This is a genomic window from Psychrobacter sp. BI730 (assembly GCF_013414195.1).
Lineage (GTDB): Bacteria > Pseudomonadota > Gammaproteobacteria > Pseudomonadales > Moraxellaceae > Psychrobacter.
This window is the reverse complement of sequence record NZ_JAATTV010000015.1, coordinates 1-14,229: the sequence shown is the minus strand read 5'-3', so window position 1 is coordinate 14,229 and position 14,229 is coordinate 1. Positions and strand designations below refer to the sequence as shown.

At 42.9% G+C, this 14,229-nt stretch carries 11 protein-coding genes; 9 read left to right on the top strand and 2 right to left on the bottom strand.

Annotated features, from left to right (window positions below; all coding sequences use genetic code 11):
* The first annotated feature begins 96 nt into the window (after positions 1-96).
* The 5 genes from HCZ91_RS11255 (at position 97) to hisC (ending at position 5,267) form a co-directional block, all read left to right on the top strand.
* Positions 97-348: a BolA/IbaG family iron-sulfur metabolism protein gene (locus HCZ91_RS11255; RefSeq protein WP_102091608.1), complete on the top strand. Its 252-nt coding sequence runs from the start codon at positions 97-99 to the stop codon at positions 346-348.
* A gap of 111 nt (positions 349-459) precedes the next feature.
* The gene (gene murA, locus HCZ91_RS11250) at positions 460-1,728 is read left to right on the top strand and encodes a UDP-N-acetylglucosamine 1-carboxyvinyltransferase (protein ID WP_114701832.1); all 1,269 of its coding nucleotides are present in this window, start codon (positions 460-462) and stop codon (positions 1,726-1,728) included.
* Between the two features lie 94 nt (positions 1,729-1,822).
* Entirely contained in the window at positions 1,823-2,515 is a 693-nt protein-coding gene (hisG, locus tag HCZ91_RS11245; protein ID WP_179799465.1) for an ATP phosphoribosyltransferase, read from the top strand.
* Positions 2,516-2,766: 251 nt separating this feature from the next.
* Positions 2,767-4,062 (top strand): histidinol dehydrogenase, encoded by a 1,296-nt coding sequence (hisD, locus tag HCZ91_RS11240; RefSeq protein WP_179799464.1) that lies wholly within the window; start codon positions 2,767-2,769, stop codon positions 4,060-4,062.
* A 74-nt stretch (positions 4,063-4,136) separates the two neighbouring features.
* Complete coding sequence (gene hisC / locus HCZ91_RS11235) at positions 4,137-5,267, top strand: histidinol-phosphate transaminase (RefSeq protein ID WP_179799463.1); 1,131 nt, start codon at positions 4,137-4,139, stop codon at positions 5,265-5,267.
* Positions 5,268-5,408: 141 nt separating this feature from the next.
* On the opposite strand, the gene HCZ91_RS11230 is transcribed toward hisC, so the two are convergent.
* Both HCZ91_RS11230 and HCZ91_RS11225 read right to left on the bottom strand, forming a co-directional pair.
* Positions 5,409-7,154: an anthranilate synthase component I family protein gene (locus tag HCZ91_RS11230; RefSeq protein ID WP_179799462.1), complete on the bottom strand. Its 1,746-nt coding sequence runs from the start codon at positions 7,152-7,154 to the stop codon at positions 5,409-5,411.
* Between the two features lie 3 nt (positions 7,155-7,157).
* Positions 7,158-8,393, bottom strand: a complete 1,236-nt coding sequence (locus HCZ91_RS11225) for a beta-ketoacyl-ACP synthase II (protein ID WP_179799461.1) — start codon at positions 8,391-8,393, stop codon at positions 7,158-7,160.
* Between the two features lie 488 nt (positions 8,394-8,881).
* Between HCZ91_RS11225 and HCZ91_RS11220 the strand changes: the two genes are divergently transcribed.
* From HCZ91_RS11220 to fusA, 4 genes are all read left to right on the top strand, one after another.
* Positions 8,882-9,979, top strand: coding sequence for an EcsC family protein (locus HCZ91_RS11220; RefSeq protein WP_179799460.1), 1,098 nt, complete (start codon positions 8,882-8,884; stop codon positions 9,977-9,979).
* Between the two features lie 435 nt (positions 9,980-10,414).
* Complete coding sequence (gene rpsL / locus HCZ91_RS11215) at positions 10,415-10,789, top strand: 30S ribosomal protein S12 (RefSeq protein WP_011281154.1); 375 nt, start codon at positions 10,415-10,417, stop codon at positions 10,787-10,789.
* Between the two features lie 218 nt (positions 10,790-11,007).
* Positions 11,008-11,481 carry a 30S ribosomal protein S7 gene (gene rpsG / locus HCZ91_RS11210; protein ID WP_057761735.1) on the top strand — a complete coding sequence of 158 codons (474 nt, stop codon included), beginning with the start codon at positions 11,008-11,010 and terminating at the stop codon, positions 11,479-11,481.
* A 342-nt stretch (positions 11,482-11,823) separates the two neighbouring features.
* The gene (gene fusA / locus HCZ91_RS11205) at positions 11,824-13,950 is read left to right on the top strand and encodes an elongation factor G (RefSeq protein WP_101205359.1); all 2,127 of its coding nucleotides are present in this window, start codon (positions 11,824-11,826) and stop codon (positions 13,948-13,950) included.
* Positions 13,951-14,229 lie beyond the last annotated feature (279 nt).

Below are 14,229 nucleotides of genomic sequence, written 5' to 3'. Positions count from 1 at the left end.
CTTGAGTAAGACAGTACTGTAAGATATGCAAACTCTTGTTATAATGTCATCACTTTAAATCTATACCCTATTCTAAACTTTAAGGCAGACCATTCTATGAGCATGAACGCTGACGATTTGATCGCATTTTTACAGACTCACTTCCCAGACGCTTTTATTCAAGCTGCCAACCAAGGTAATAAGTTTGACGTACGCGTGGTCGATGCCAGCTTTGAAGGCAAACGCGCGGTTCAACGTCAGCAAGCAGTATATGCGTTAGTCAATGATAAGATTGCGAGTGGCGATATTCACGCACTCAATATCCAAGCGCTGACGCCTGCTGAGTGGGACGTTCAATCAAAAGGCTAATCAAATAGCTGTCTATATGACTAGATATTACTGAATCGGCCATATGTATGGTTGAGCGCTGTAGTTCTGGTTTTCATAATTTTCTATACTCATCGCTAGGTTGTCACCTTTATGGATCAATTTTTAATCACTGGTAGTAGTCGTATCGCAGGGGAAGTCACCATCTCAGGCGCCAAAAATGCCGCTTTGCCTTTACTCGCAGCTATGATATTGGCTGAGACGCCAACGACACTGCATAACGTGCCGTCACTACAAGACGTGCGAACGTTGATTGAATTGATCGGTGGCATGGGTATCAAAATCCAGAAGCAAGATGATACGGTCACTTGCGATACCAAGAGTATCGATAACTTTTATGCCCCGTATGATTTGGTAAAAACCATGCGCGCGTCAATCTTGGTACTAGGGCCGTTATTGGCACGTTTTGGCGAAGCCGAAGTCTCATTGCCAGGTGGTTGTGCGATTGGTTCACGCCCTGTTGATCAGCATCTAAAAGCGTTTGAAGCGATGGGTGCTGAAATCAGTGTGGAAAATGGCTATGTAAAAGCTCAAGCACCAAAAGGTGGCAAGCTGTTAGGCTGTAATTTCTCATTTGATATGATTACCGTTGGCGGTACTGAAAACGTCATCATGGCAGCAGCATTGGCCAAAGGCACAACAGTCTTAGGCAACTGTGCGTTAGAGCCAGAAGTGGTTGATTTGGCCAATATGTTGGTTGCGATGGGTGCCAAAATAAGCGGTATCGGTACATCAACGATGACCATCGAAGGGGTAGAGCGTCTACACGGCTGTGAGTACTCAGTGGTCCCTGACCGTATTGAAACAGGCTCATACCTTGCTGGTGCCTTGATGACACGTGGCGATGTATTGACCAAAAAAACATCTGCTCTATTATTGACGCCAGTGCTAGAGAAATTCGAAGACATGGGTGCAACTATTACGAGCGGCGATGATTGGATTCGCGCACAAATGAAAGGCCGTCCAAAGGCGGTTGATATTCGTACACAGCCACATCCTGGTTTCCCAACGGATATGCAAGCTCAGCTAATGGCGATTGCTTGCTTAGCTGACGGTACAAGTACTTTTATCGAAAATATCTTCGAAAACCGCTATATGCATGTTCCAGAGCTCAATCGTTTGGGCGCGTCTATTCAGGTTGATGGTCATACTGCGGTAGTAAGAGGTGTCGAAAACTTTACCGCAGCACCAGTGATGGCGACGGATTTACGTGCGTCTATGTCATTGGTAATGGCAGCGGCGACTGCTGAAGGCGAGAGCCTGATTGACCGTATTTACCACATCGACCGTGGTTATGAGCATGTTGAAGACAAGCTGCGTAGCTTAGGCGTGAACATCGAGCGTATTAATACCAATGCTTAATATTGATTGACTCAATATCGACTGTTACCCATATTACATTATAAATTAAAAACTCCCCTTTCAATAGGGGACTGCACATGGACACGATGTCATTATGACTGAGACAAGCAAATCTTTACCAGCCAGCGGTTTATTAAACGAAGTAAACGATGAGTTTTCAGGTCTAACCTTGGCTTTATCAAAAGGTCGCATTCTAGAAGAGACCATGCCACTGCTACGTGCAGCTGGCGTTGATCTTTTAGAAGATCCTGAAGCCTCACGTAAACTTATTTTTCCAACCTCAAATCCAAATGTGCGTGTATTGATTTTGCGTGCCAGCGACGTGCCGACCTATGTCGAACATGGCGCTGCTGACTTTGGGGTGGCGGGTAAAGATGTGCTGCTTGAGCATGGTGCCAATCATGTTTATGAATTGCTCGATTTGCAGATTGCTCAGTGCAAACTGATGACTGCGGGTGTGAAAGATGTACCACTGCCAAATCGTCGTCTGCGTATCGCGACCAAATATGTCAATGTCGCTCGTGCTTATTTTGCGAGCCAAGGTCAGCAGGTTGATGTCATTAAACTCTACGGTTCGATGGAGCTTGCGCCATTGGTCGGCTTGGGTGATCTGATTGTCGATGTGGTCGACACAGGTAACACATTGCGCGCTAATGGACTTGAAGCCCGCGATCACATTTGCGATGTTTCATCACGTCTGATCGTCAATCAGGTCAGCTATAAGCGCAAATTTGCACTACTAGAACCAATCTTAGATAGCTTTAAAAATAGTATCGCCAATGGCTAATTGTCCAGTGCAAGTCATTGGTAAAATAAAGCATGGTTATACAAATTTTTAAACCAGTTTAGCAGGCTATGAGTGACGTAGCGTGCTAAACTGGTTTTGTTGTCTTAGCTTGCGAAAATATAAAATCACCATAAAATTTAGATAAGAAGCCATCGAATAAGTCACAATGCTCTTACCGTACAAATCTACTTTACTCAGTTCCAAACCGTTCATTTTTAGCACTACTTTATGCTCAGATATAGGATTAGGTCATGCGCCAGTTAAGTACCCAAGATGCCGATTTTGATAGTCAATTAACACAATTGCTTGCCTTTGAAACAGTCAATGATGCTGAACTATTACATACCGTCGATAATATCATCGCCCAAGTACGTGCTGATGGTGATAGCGTCGTATTGGCATTGACTCAGCAGTTTGACCAACATCCAGCAACGTCGATGCAAGAGTTAGAGCTGTCTAAAGAAGCGCTTGCTGAAGCATTTGCCAATCTTGATGAAAAAGTAAAAACAGCGTTGACCACAGCCGCAACTCGGGTACAGACATTCCATGAGCGCCAAGTACAAGAAACATGGCAGTATGAGGATGAGCTAGGCAACCGACTGGGTCAAAAAGTCACACCACTTGATCGCGTTGGGATTTATGTACCGGGTGGTTTGGCCTCTTATCCCTCGTCAGTATTGATGAATGCTATTCCTGCTAAGGTAGCTGGCGTCACTGAAGTTATCATGGTCGTACCAGCGCCTAAAGGCGTGCTCAATCCGTTAGTGTTGGCAGCGGCTCATTTGGCCCAAGTCGATCGCGTCTTTACTATTGGTGGCGCTCAAGCAGTAGCAGCTTTAGCTTACGGCACTGAAACGATTCCAGCCGTGGACAAAATCACAGGACCAGGCAACAAATATGTCGCTGCAGCCAAACGCGCAGTATTTGGTCAAGTTGGTATCGATATGATTGCTGGACCTTCAGAAGTATTGGTATATGCAGAAGGCGAAGCACAAGATAGAGCGGACTGGCTAGCAATGGATCTATTGTCTCAAGCTGAGCATGACCGTATTGCACAAGCTATTTTTGTGACGACTAGCGAAGAGCAGCTCAACGAAGTCGCGTTAGAGATAGAAAGAGCACTGACTGAGCTGCCAAAAGCTGATATCGCGCGTGAATCATTGCAGAACCGCGGTGCACTGATTTTGGTAAAAGATCGTAGCGAAGGTATGGCGCTTATCAATCGTATCGCTCCTGAGCATTTAGAGTTATCTGTTGATAATCCTGACGCACTATTGAATGATATTCGTCATGCCGGCGCTATTTTTATGGGTCGTCATACGCCTGAAGCTATTGGGGATTACTGTGCAGGACCGAACCATGTACTGCCAACATCAGGCACAGCGCGATTTTCTTCGCCGTTAGGTGTTTACGATTTTCAAAAGAAATCATCCATCATTTATTGCAGTGAATCCGGTAGTAAGCCTTTGGCTGAGACAGCTGATATTTTAGCGCAGCGTGAGGACTTAGAAGCCCATGCGCGTTCAGCTCGTTATCGTTATCAGTAATGGATTTTGAATTTTTAGCTTTTACTTTTGATATTTATTTTTAATAGTCTTTGTGGCTAATAGTAGGATAATTTATGAGTGAGTCAAAGATAGACACCAGACTATGGTCGTCTAAAGCGCGCAACTTGTCACCTTATGTTCCAGGTGAGCAGCCGCAACACGACAATCTATGCAAACTAAATACTAATGAAAACCCGTTTCCACCCTCGCCAAAAGTAGGGGAGGCTATTGCTAAGGTTTTGGAACAGCAAGCTGATGAGTTACGTTTGTATCCTGCTCCTGAATCTAATGACCTACGTGCTGCATTAGCACAGTCATACAACCTTGATATCAATCAAGTATTTGTCGGTAATGGCTCAGACGAAGTCTTGGCGTTAGTATTTGCTAGCTTCTTTCTAAAAGAGCGTCCGCTGCTATCACCTGATATTGGTTATAGTTTTTATCCAGTATATGCGCAGACGTTCGGTGTAGAGCTTGTACAGATTCCTCTAGAAGAAGACTTTAGCATTGACCCTGATGCTTATCGTCAGCCTTGTAGCGGTATCATCATCGCCAACCCTAATGCACCAACAGGCTTACTGCTGTCGCTTGCTGATATTCGAAAACTTGCGAGTGAGCATTCTAATGCAGTCATTGTTATTGACGAAGCGTATATCGATTTTGCTCAGATAGACGAGAGCAATGCAGATGCTCCAGTCTCAGCAGTTAGCCTAATCAATGAATGTGATAACGTCATCGTGACCCAAACCTTTTCAAAATCACGCTCGCTTGCTGGATTGCGCGTTGGTATGGCTTTTGGTAATGCATCGTTGATTGAAGCACTAACACGTATGAAAAATAGCTTTAACAGCTATCCATTGGATAAGTTGGCTCAAGCTGGGGCGACTGCGAGTGTGTTAGACACTGATTACTTTGAGCAGACCCGTCAGCAAGTCATTGATTTACGTATGTCGCTGACAGCAGAGTTGACTACATTGGGCTATAAGGTCCTACCGTCGCATGCCAACTTCGTATTTGCTCGTCCAAAAGATGGCAATGCTAGCGCTGTTGCGAGTGCGTTACGCGAGCAGGGTATTATTGTTCGCCATTTTGATAAGCCGCGTATTGCAGAGTACTTGCGTATTACTATCGGTACGGCAGAGCAGAACAACCGTTTGATTGATGCTCTCAAAGCCTTGCAAGTTGATGCTAGCGTTGCTGAATAATATTATATTGATAGCTTAATATAGAATATGAATAGGTAAGCCTATTTATTCAGAACGCAAAACAACATTAATAAGTATTAAAAAAAGCCTGCTAACATAACGTTGGCAGGCTTTTTTTTGCTTTAAATTAATAAGAAGATTTTAGTTTACTATTTTAGGTTTTTGAGCCAGTACTGATAATAAATTACCTACTTTATCTAAGCATTCTTGGTATTCAGCATCACAATCGGACGCGACCGTAATACCGCCACCTGCCCACAAGTTGATGTGTCTTTCTTCATTAAGGCTATTATCTGACGAAGCATTGGCTTGCAGTGTACGAATAAGTACATTCCATTGACCACTACCATCAAAGTTCATATAACCCATAGTGCCGCAATAAGCACCGCGTGGCGTAGACTCCAGTTCAGCAATGATCTCAACGGCGCGTTTTTTTGGTGTGCCAGTGATAGAGCCAGCAGGCAGACTACCAAACAATACAGCCAATGGATGAGTATCAGTTTTTAGCTCAGCAGTAATAGTACTAACCATATGATGCACATTGCTAAAGCTCTCAATCGCAAATAACTGTGGTACTTTTACACTGCCAATTTTGGCGTATTTGCCCAAATCATTGCGCAGTAAATCCACAATCATGACATTTTCGGCGCGGTCTTTTTCGCTATTGACCAGTTGCTGCTTATACATCTCATCTTGCTCGTCAGTAGTACCTCGCGGCATCGTTCCCTTGATAGGCTTTGTGCGAATAGAGTGTTTGCCAGTGTCGACCTCTCTAGTGAATGTGAAAAACAACTCAGGTGAGCAGCTTAGCAATTCAAAATGATTGCTGTCTGCGTTAAAGCTGTTGCTTCTATTTAGATAATCACCATCATTGCCCTTAACGCTCACATATCCTGCAAAAGGCGCTTTTGTATTGCGATATAGCGCAGGCAAATAGTCAATAAGCGAAAAGGCTGATTGAACATCGTTATTTTTACACGCTAAACTGCCAGACCATTTCTGTGTCAGGTTTATTTGATAGCAGTCGCCTTGCTGTAGATAGTCTTGTGTGCGATTAAATGCTTGTTGATAATCAAGCTTACTCCATCGTGGACTTAAAACTAGGGGAGTGATGCTTGATGCATCTTTAAACTGTGGTTTATTGAGATATTTATCAGACAGTTTTCGATCCAGTTCGTCTAGGTAAGAGGTAAGAGTCGTTATAAAATTATCGTTTGTCTTATGACCAATACTCTCAGAAGTGTCATCGTTAGTTAGATGAGTCTTTAACGCCCAACCTGTATCAGTATGTGCCGTAGGTGTTAGATAAATATCATAATGTCCCAACGAGGCACACGGCTGCATTGCCAATTCAATCCTATCGGCAGGACTTAGCTCATGAGCTGCAATATCATAACCAATAAAACCGATTAGCCCATGATTATAACTAGGTTTCGAGCTTTCTTCGCTATTGATATATGACGTGTCGTGATTGGCTTTTTGAGTATTGCTATAAGCGATTAGTTCCTCTTGCCATTGTAGATAGCTCATATAAGCTGTCGTGCCAGCATAACTATTGTTATCGCTATTTACATCAATATCGCGACGCACGCCAGTACTGCGACAACTCTTAATCACCTTATAAATATTGGGTGAACTATTAAGAGCTTGCTCATCATTGGGATAGACAGACCAGCTGACTTTTGGGAGTAAGCCGATTATTGGTCGACCATCGTTATTGAGCCAAACAAGCTGCCAGTTTGCTTTAATATCTTGGTCGAGCAAGTGACGCTGTAGCTGCGGCATCAGCTCTGCAGCAGACAAATCACCAAAACGCCAGCTAGGTTTGCTAGCTGGCGATGGCGCAGAATCTGTCTGCTCAGTTGTATTGTGATTTGATACAAGCATGGGTTAAGCGTCAAACTTTTTGATAATTAGCGTAGCGTTAGTACCACCAAAGCCAAAGCTATTACTCATCAAAGTTTCAAGATTTGCTTCACGCATTTCGGTGACGATATCAAAACCTTCAGCAGCAGGATCTAAGTTATCAACATTGATACTCGGAGCGATAAAGCCGTCCTGTAGCATTAGTAGACAATAAATCAGCTCTTGTGCACCAACAGCACCCAAGCTATGACCTGTCATTGATTTGGTTGAGCTGATAGCAGGTACCTTACTGACGTCATTATCAAATACTTTAGCAATCGCTTTAAGCTCAGTAATATCACCTAGCGGTGTACTAGTACCATGACTATTGATGTAATCGACACTTTCTAGACCCGCTTCGGCCAAGGCTTGTTGCATACAGCGAACAGCACCTTCACCACTTGGCGCAACCATTTCTGCACCATCAGAGCTGGCACCATAGCCAACGATTTCAGCCAAAATATTGGCACCGCGTGCTTGAGCATGCTCCAGACTCTCTACAACCACCATCGCGCCACCAGCAGCAATCACAAAACCGTCACGGTCTTTGTCATAGGCTCTTGAGGCAAGTTTTGGTGTGTCGTTATACTGAGTACTAACTGCGCCCATAGCATCAAACATACAAGACTGCGTCCAATGCTCAGCTTCACTACCACCAGCCAATATCACATCCGCTTTACCCAGTTGGATAAGCTCAGCAGCATGACCGATACAGTGTGTTGAAGTCGCGCAAGCAGAGGCGAGCGAGTAGGAGACGCCTTGGATTTTTAGACCAGTTGCTAAAGCGGCTGATACCGAGCTGCCCATTGTTTTTGGTACGGCCATTGCGCCGACACCGCGTAAACCTTTTTCGCGCATAGCATCGATAGCATTGACGATATTTTCTGTTGAGGCGCCGCCCGAGCTTGCCACTACACCCACTCGTGGGTTGTTATTAATAGTACCAAGCGATAGTCCTGAGTGCTCAATCGCATTTAGCGCACTGACGTAAGCATAGAGACTGGCGTCACTAAAGAACCTTTTCAGCTTACGATCGATACCACTGGTATCAAGTTCTGATTGATTGATGCTACCGCTCACGTGTGATTTAAACTCGTGCTCAGCATAAGAATCATTAAATGTGATGCCAGACTGACCTTCTTTAAGGGCAGTGGTGACAGTGTCTAAATCATGTCCGATACAAGAGACAATCCCTGCTCCAGTAATAACTACGCGACGCATATTCTATTCCTTATGAGTAACAATCCTTCAGAATTGCTTTCAATAATCGTTTTTAAATATTGGTTCTATTAATTAAATATTGGTTCTATCAATCGATGTTAAGTGCCGTCGTACTTTATCGCCATCATATAAACCATAGAAAAATCGATGCTCTATAAATGGTAATCTATAAATAAAGTACAAGTGTACTGTGAATTATGGCACATGATAACGTATCAAGCTTTCGAAATCTTTGCGCAAGTGCAAAATAACGACAAAATAACGCTTATGACCCAATACTGAATGAAAAAATGAGAAGTAAGCCTAGCTACTGGCTATGGACGGAATTATACTTTAGATACAAAATTTGTGATTCTAATAACATTGTTCGCACTGACACCAGTTACGATAACTGGCTAAAATCATAGATTCATTATTATTAATAATTAACTATCATATTAAAATACAACTATATTAAAAAACCAACTCATTATATTAAGGACATCACGATGGCAAAGCGTAGTATTCTTTCTAAAAGCATCAATACCATTGGCTCTTTTACTCGAAACAATCTAGAGCGTGTAGGGGCTATGATTGATAGCGTAAACGCTAAAACCGGCAAACCGCGTCAATATAAAGCCGTCGACCTAGGCGATGAAGACTACCAACAAGACTTGTTTCGTGAGCAAACGTTGAAGGCGACGCAGCAACTTTTAGGACCACGTTTTGCTACTTATGGTAAATATGCCAAGAAAGTCGTGCCGAATAGTTTTTTCCAGTCGACAGTTGACGGTGCATTTGCCCAAGTTGCCAATCTCGCTGCCAACTGGAGTCAACTTGACTTACCTAATGAACATCGCTTTGCCAATATTGCTACTTTAGATGACGAAGAGCGTTATGCGCTAGCTACTGATATCGCTAATCAAAACCGTGCGCTTGCGATGATGGGTGGTTTGACGGGTTTGGCAGGTCTACCAGGTTTGCTCGCTGATACACTATGGCTATTACTGGTTTCATTACGTACGGTTTATCAGATTGCTGCTGTATATAATAAGCCGCTGACAGGTAAGCAAGGCGTCAAGATGGCGTACGAGTTACTATCAAACGCTGATTTGAGCAAAATGCAAGAAAAACAAGCGCTACTAGCTGGTCTAGGTATCGGTAAAGGTTTGCTCGATAATGCTCAAAGCAATGGACTACATAGTGAACTTAAAAATCTCGGTCTAAAAAATAAAAATGTAAATTTCTATGCTGAGCAAATAGACAAAGTCGCCAGTCAAGTAGGTGTAGATTTAGATCAGATCAACTTATCATGGATTCGTCGTTTTATTCCTGTCACTGCAGTAGCGATCGGCATGCACTATAACAGCCAATTGATTGACGAAGTTATTGGCGTTGCTCAAGCGACTTTTGCACCAGAAGCAAAATTGGCCAATCGTGCTATTACTGATGACAGCAGTAGTGAGGCTAAAGTAGAAAAGGCTGATACTGATGAGGCGAAAGAAGACACAGAGCGCCAAGAAAAAAGCAGTAACTCAGAAAAAGTTACTGATAAAGAAGAAGCTAGTAAAGAAGAAACTAGCAGTAAAAAAGACGCAGACAAGTAAACGTCTGATAAAAAAGCCAAGTAATAGACATATTATTTGCTAGTTGGGTTATATATTTATAAGCACGATGGTATTTATCTTAGTTTGATTGAGCAACATGACTTGAAAATTAGGATAAATACCACCACTTAGTTACTATCAAGTACCATTTCAATGTTAAACATCTTTTCTTAATGATGCTTGAGCTCACTTTGTTTACTTTATTTATTACGCTATTTTTCGGCGAAAAAACGATAAAGTGATACAATGAGAGGCTGAATGCATATCTATCAAATGTTGTAAAGCGAAACCATTCATAAGTGGTTGAAATAGCAGCAACAACTCTTTATAATACACTGTCCTAAAAATGGGTGCCCCGAAATCTGCAATTATTGTCAGATAGATGGTGCATTGGCCCATTTTTTTGTTTTATACCAAACGGGAGAAGGATGCCTTATGGCAACAACTAACCAATTGATTCGTAAAGGTCGCAAAACCATCAAGGAAAAGTCAAAAGTTCCTGCGTTGGAAGCGTGCCCACAGCGTCGCGGTGTATGTACTCGTGTATATACTACCACGCCAAAAAAACCTAACTCTGCCATGCGTAAAGTATGTCGTGTACGTTTGACTTCAGGCTATGAAGTATCAAGCTACATCGGCGGCGAAGGTCATAACCTACAAGAGCACAGTGTTGTTCTAATCCGTGGTGGTCGTGTAAAAGATCTACCAGGTGTACGTTATCACACTGTTCGCGGTGCATTAGATTGCGCAGGCGTTAAAGACCGTAAGCAAGGTCGCTCTAAGTACGGTGCTAAGAAGCCTAAAGTTTAATAACTAAACGTTATTAGATAAGCTTTTTGCACTACCCAATAACTGTGCATGGGTTTGGTGTCAGTAGTAATATCGCTTTTATATAAATATATATCTGGGATTTACTCTTAAAACATACCACCATGCAGTAAGGCTAACTGATAACTCACTGCTATATCCTAATGGTAAGTAGTCGATGTTGTGAATGTTAGACACTCCTGAAGATAAGGAAATTTATTATGCCAAGACGTCGCGTCGTTGCTGCCCGTGAGATCCTACCGGATCCTAAGTTTGGTAGCCAAACTGTTGCAAAATTCATCAACCATGTAATGAGTGATGGTAAAAAATCTACTGCTGAGCGTATCGTTTACGGTGCACTTGAGACAGTAAGTGAGAAGCGTAAAGTTGAAGATCCAGTATCTTTCTTCGAAGAAGTGCTAGAAAATGTACGCCCAATGGTAGAAGTAAAAGCTCGCCGCGTTGGCGGTGCAACCTATCAAGTACCAATGGAAGTACGCCCCTCCCGTCGTACTGCATTGGCTATGCGTTGGTTAGCTGAAGCTGCTGCTAAGCGTTCTGAAAAATCAATGGCTTTGCGTTTAGCTGGCGAATTGAATGATGCTGCTGATGGCAAAGGCGCTGCTATGAAAAAGCGTGACGAAGTTCACCGCATGGCAGATGCTAACAAAGCATTCTCTCATTACCGTTTCTAAGCTACTTTTTAATAGTAGCTTGAGATTAGAGGCTCATGCCATCTAATCTTACATTGTTGTTTATTCTATTGATTGCCGCCATCATCATTGGTCATATATAAATGTTATTTATTGATGACTGAGGTGGCGGACATCTATCCAGATGTCTCTCTTAACAAATACAGTTTTTGCTGGAGAGCATCCCAAATTTGATGCCGCACTATTCTTAGTATTTGCTCTTTTTTTGTCCGTATTAGGCTCAATAATCAGTAAGTAATATTACGAAGCTGAACGCTTTGTCATAGAGTATGAGGTAGAGACACAATACATTATTATATACACGACTTTTCCTAGGAAAACACTATGGCTCGTAAAACTCCCCTAAAACGCTATCGCAATATTGGTATCTCAGCGCACATCGATGCTGGTAAGACAACCACTACAGAGCGTGTTTTATTCTATACCGGTGTTAGCCACAAAATTGGCGAAGTACATGATGGCGCAGCCACTATGGACTGGATGGAGCAAGAACAAGAGCGTGGTATTACTATTACCTCAGCGGCAACAACTTGTTTTTGGTCAGGTATGGCTAAACAGTTTGACGAACACCGTATCAACATCATCGATACCCCAGGTCACGTTGACTTCACGATCGAAGTCGAACGTTCTATGCGTGTACTTGATGGCGCTTGCATGGTTTACTGTGCAGTAGGCGGCGTTCAGCCACAGTCTGAGACCGTATGGCGTCAGGCGAACAAATATAAAGTACCACGTCTTGCATTTGTAAACAAAATGGATCGTGTTGGTGCTGATTTCTATCGTGTTATCGAACAGATCAAAACTCGCTTAGGCGGTAACCCTGTACCATTGGTTATTCCAATCGGTAAAGAAGATGACTTCGAAGGCGTTGTTGATCTAGTGACCATGAAAGCTATCTATTGGGACGAAGCGTCTCAAGGTATGCAGTATGATGAGCGCGAAATCCCAACTGAACTACAAGAAAAAGCAGCAGAATACCGCGAGCATCTTGTAGAAAACGCTGCTGAAGCAAACGAAGAGTTGATGAACGAATACCTAGAAAACGGTGAATTGACTGTAGAACAAATTCACGGTGCTATTCGTCAGTTAACTATCGATAACGAAATCATCCCGCTTCTTTGTGGTACTGCCTTTAAGAACAAAGGTGTACAGAAGATGCTAGATGCCGTTATTCAGTATCTACCTGCACCAATTGACGTACCTGCTATTAAAGGTATTCTTGATGACAAAGACGAAAGCGAAGGCAGCCGTGAAGCATCAGATGAAGCACCTTTCTCAGCACTAGCGTTCAAAATCATGAATGACAAATTCGTTGGTAACTTAACCTTCGTACGTGTTTATTCTGGTGTAATGAAGCAGGGTAGCAGTGTTTATAACCCAGTTAAAATGAAGCGTGAGCGTGTTGGCCGTATCGTACAGATGATGGCAAACTCTCAAGAAGAGCTTGCAGAGATTCGTACTGGTGATATCGCAGCTCTAGTCGGCATGAAAGATGTGACTACTGGTGATACGCTATGTGATGAAGACAACGTGATCACTCTTGAGCGTATGGAATTCCCAGATCCAGTTATCTCTCTAGCTGTTGAGCCAAAGACCAAAGCTGACCAAGAAAAAATGTCAATCGCTCTTGGCCGTTTGGCAAAAGAAGATCCATCGTTCCGTGTACACACTGACGAAGAATCTGGTCAGACGATCATCAGTGGTATGGGTGAGCTACATCTAGAGATTCTTGTTGACCGTATGAAGCGTGAATTCAACGTTGAAGCAAACATCGGCGCACCTCAGGTTGCTTATCGTGAGACGATTCGTAACACTGTTGAACAAGAAGGCAAATTCGTACGTCAAACAGGTGGTCGTGGTAAGTTTGGTCACGTTTGGTTACGTCTTGAGCCACTTGATCCAGCTGGCGACACTGAATATGAATTCGCTGAAGAAGTTGTTGGTGGTACTGTACCAAAAGAATTCCACGGTGCTGTTGATAAAGGTATCCAAGAGCGCATGAAAAACGGCGTACTTGCAGGCTACCCAGTAGTTGGCGTAAAAGCGACCTTGTATGATGGTTCTTATCATGACGTTGACTCTGATGAATTGTCATTTAAGATGGCTGGTTCTATGGCCTTCAGAAAAGGTTTCTTAGCAGCTGATCCAGCGCTACTTGAGCCAGTAATGAAAGTAGAAGTTGAAACACCTGAAGACTACATGGGCGACATCATGGGCGATCTTAACCGTCGTCGTGGTTTGGTACAGGGTATGGAAGATCTACCTGGCGGTACTAAACAGATTCGTGCTGAAGTACCATTAGCGGAAATGTTTGGTTATGCCACTCAAATGCGCTCTATGTCACAAGGCCGTGCAACTTACTCAATGGAATTCCAAAAGTACGCTGAAATTCCAAAATCAGTTGCTGCTGAAATCATCTCTAAGTTCAACTCTAAAGATGATGACGAGTAAATAAAACTTACTGAAAGTGACAATATAGAGTACGTCTGTGTATTGTCACTAAAGAATACGCCAATAACTTGTTAAAAGACTTGTTATTGGCCGCGATTTTCTTATAATATCTGCACATTAGTATGTGCAACCTTTTAACAATTATCTTAATGTGGTCAAAATCGTCTTAATAATCGTATTTATATGAGTTAAGTCTTGAACCCCAAAAAAAGAGGAAATACCCATGGCAAAGGCCAAGTTTGAACGTAACAAGCCACACGTCAACGTCGGTACAATCGG

Coding starts and splice junctions, on each gene's coding strand:
- HCZ91_RS11255 (WP_102091608.1), top strand. CDS start 97: ATGAGCATGAACGCTGACGATTTGATCGCATTTTTACAGACTCACTTC.
- HCZ91_RS11220 (WP_179799460.1), top strand. CDS start 8,882: ATGGCAAAGCGTAGTATTCTTTCTAAAAGCATCAATACCATTGGCTCT.
- HCZ91_RS11230 (WP_179799462.1), bottom strand. CDS start 7,154: ATGCTTGTATCAAATCACAATACAACTGAGCAGACAGATTCTGCGCCA.
- hisC (WP_179799463.1), top strand. CDS start 4,137: ATGAGTGAGTCAAAGATAGACACCAGACTATGGTCGTCTAAAGCGCGC.
- rpsG (WP_057761735.1), top strand. CDS start 11,008: ATGCCAAGACGTCGCGTCGTTGCTGCCCGTGAGATCCTACCGGATCCT.
- fusA (WP_101205359.1), top strand. CDS start 11,824: ATGGCTCGTAAAACTCCCCTAAAACGCTATCGCAATATTGGTATCTCA.
- hisG (WP_179799465.1), top strand. CDS start 1,823: ATGACTGAGACAAGCAAATCTTTACCAGCCAGCGGTTTATTAAACGAA.
- murA (WP_114701832.1), top strand. CDS start 460: ATGGATCAATTTTTAATCACTGGTAGTAGTCGTATCGCAGGGGAAGTC.
- rpsL (WP_011281154.1), top strand. CDS start 10,415: ATGGCAACAACTAACCAATTGATTCGTAAAGGTCGCAAAACCATCAAG.
- hisD (WP_179799464.1), top strand. CDS start 2,767: ATGCGCCAGTTAAGTACCCAAGATGCCGATTTTGATAGTCAATTAACA.
- HCZ91_RS11225 (WP_179799461.1), bottom strand. CDS start 8,393: ATGCGTCGCGTAGTTATTACTGGAGCAGGGATTGTCTCTTGTATCGGA.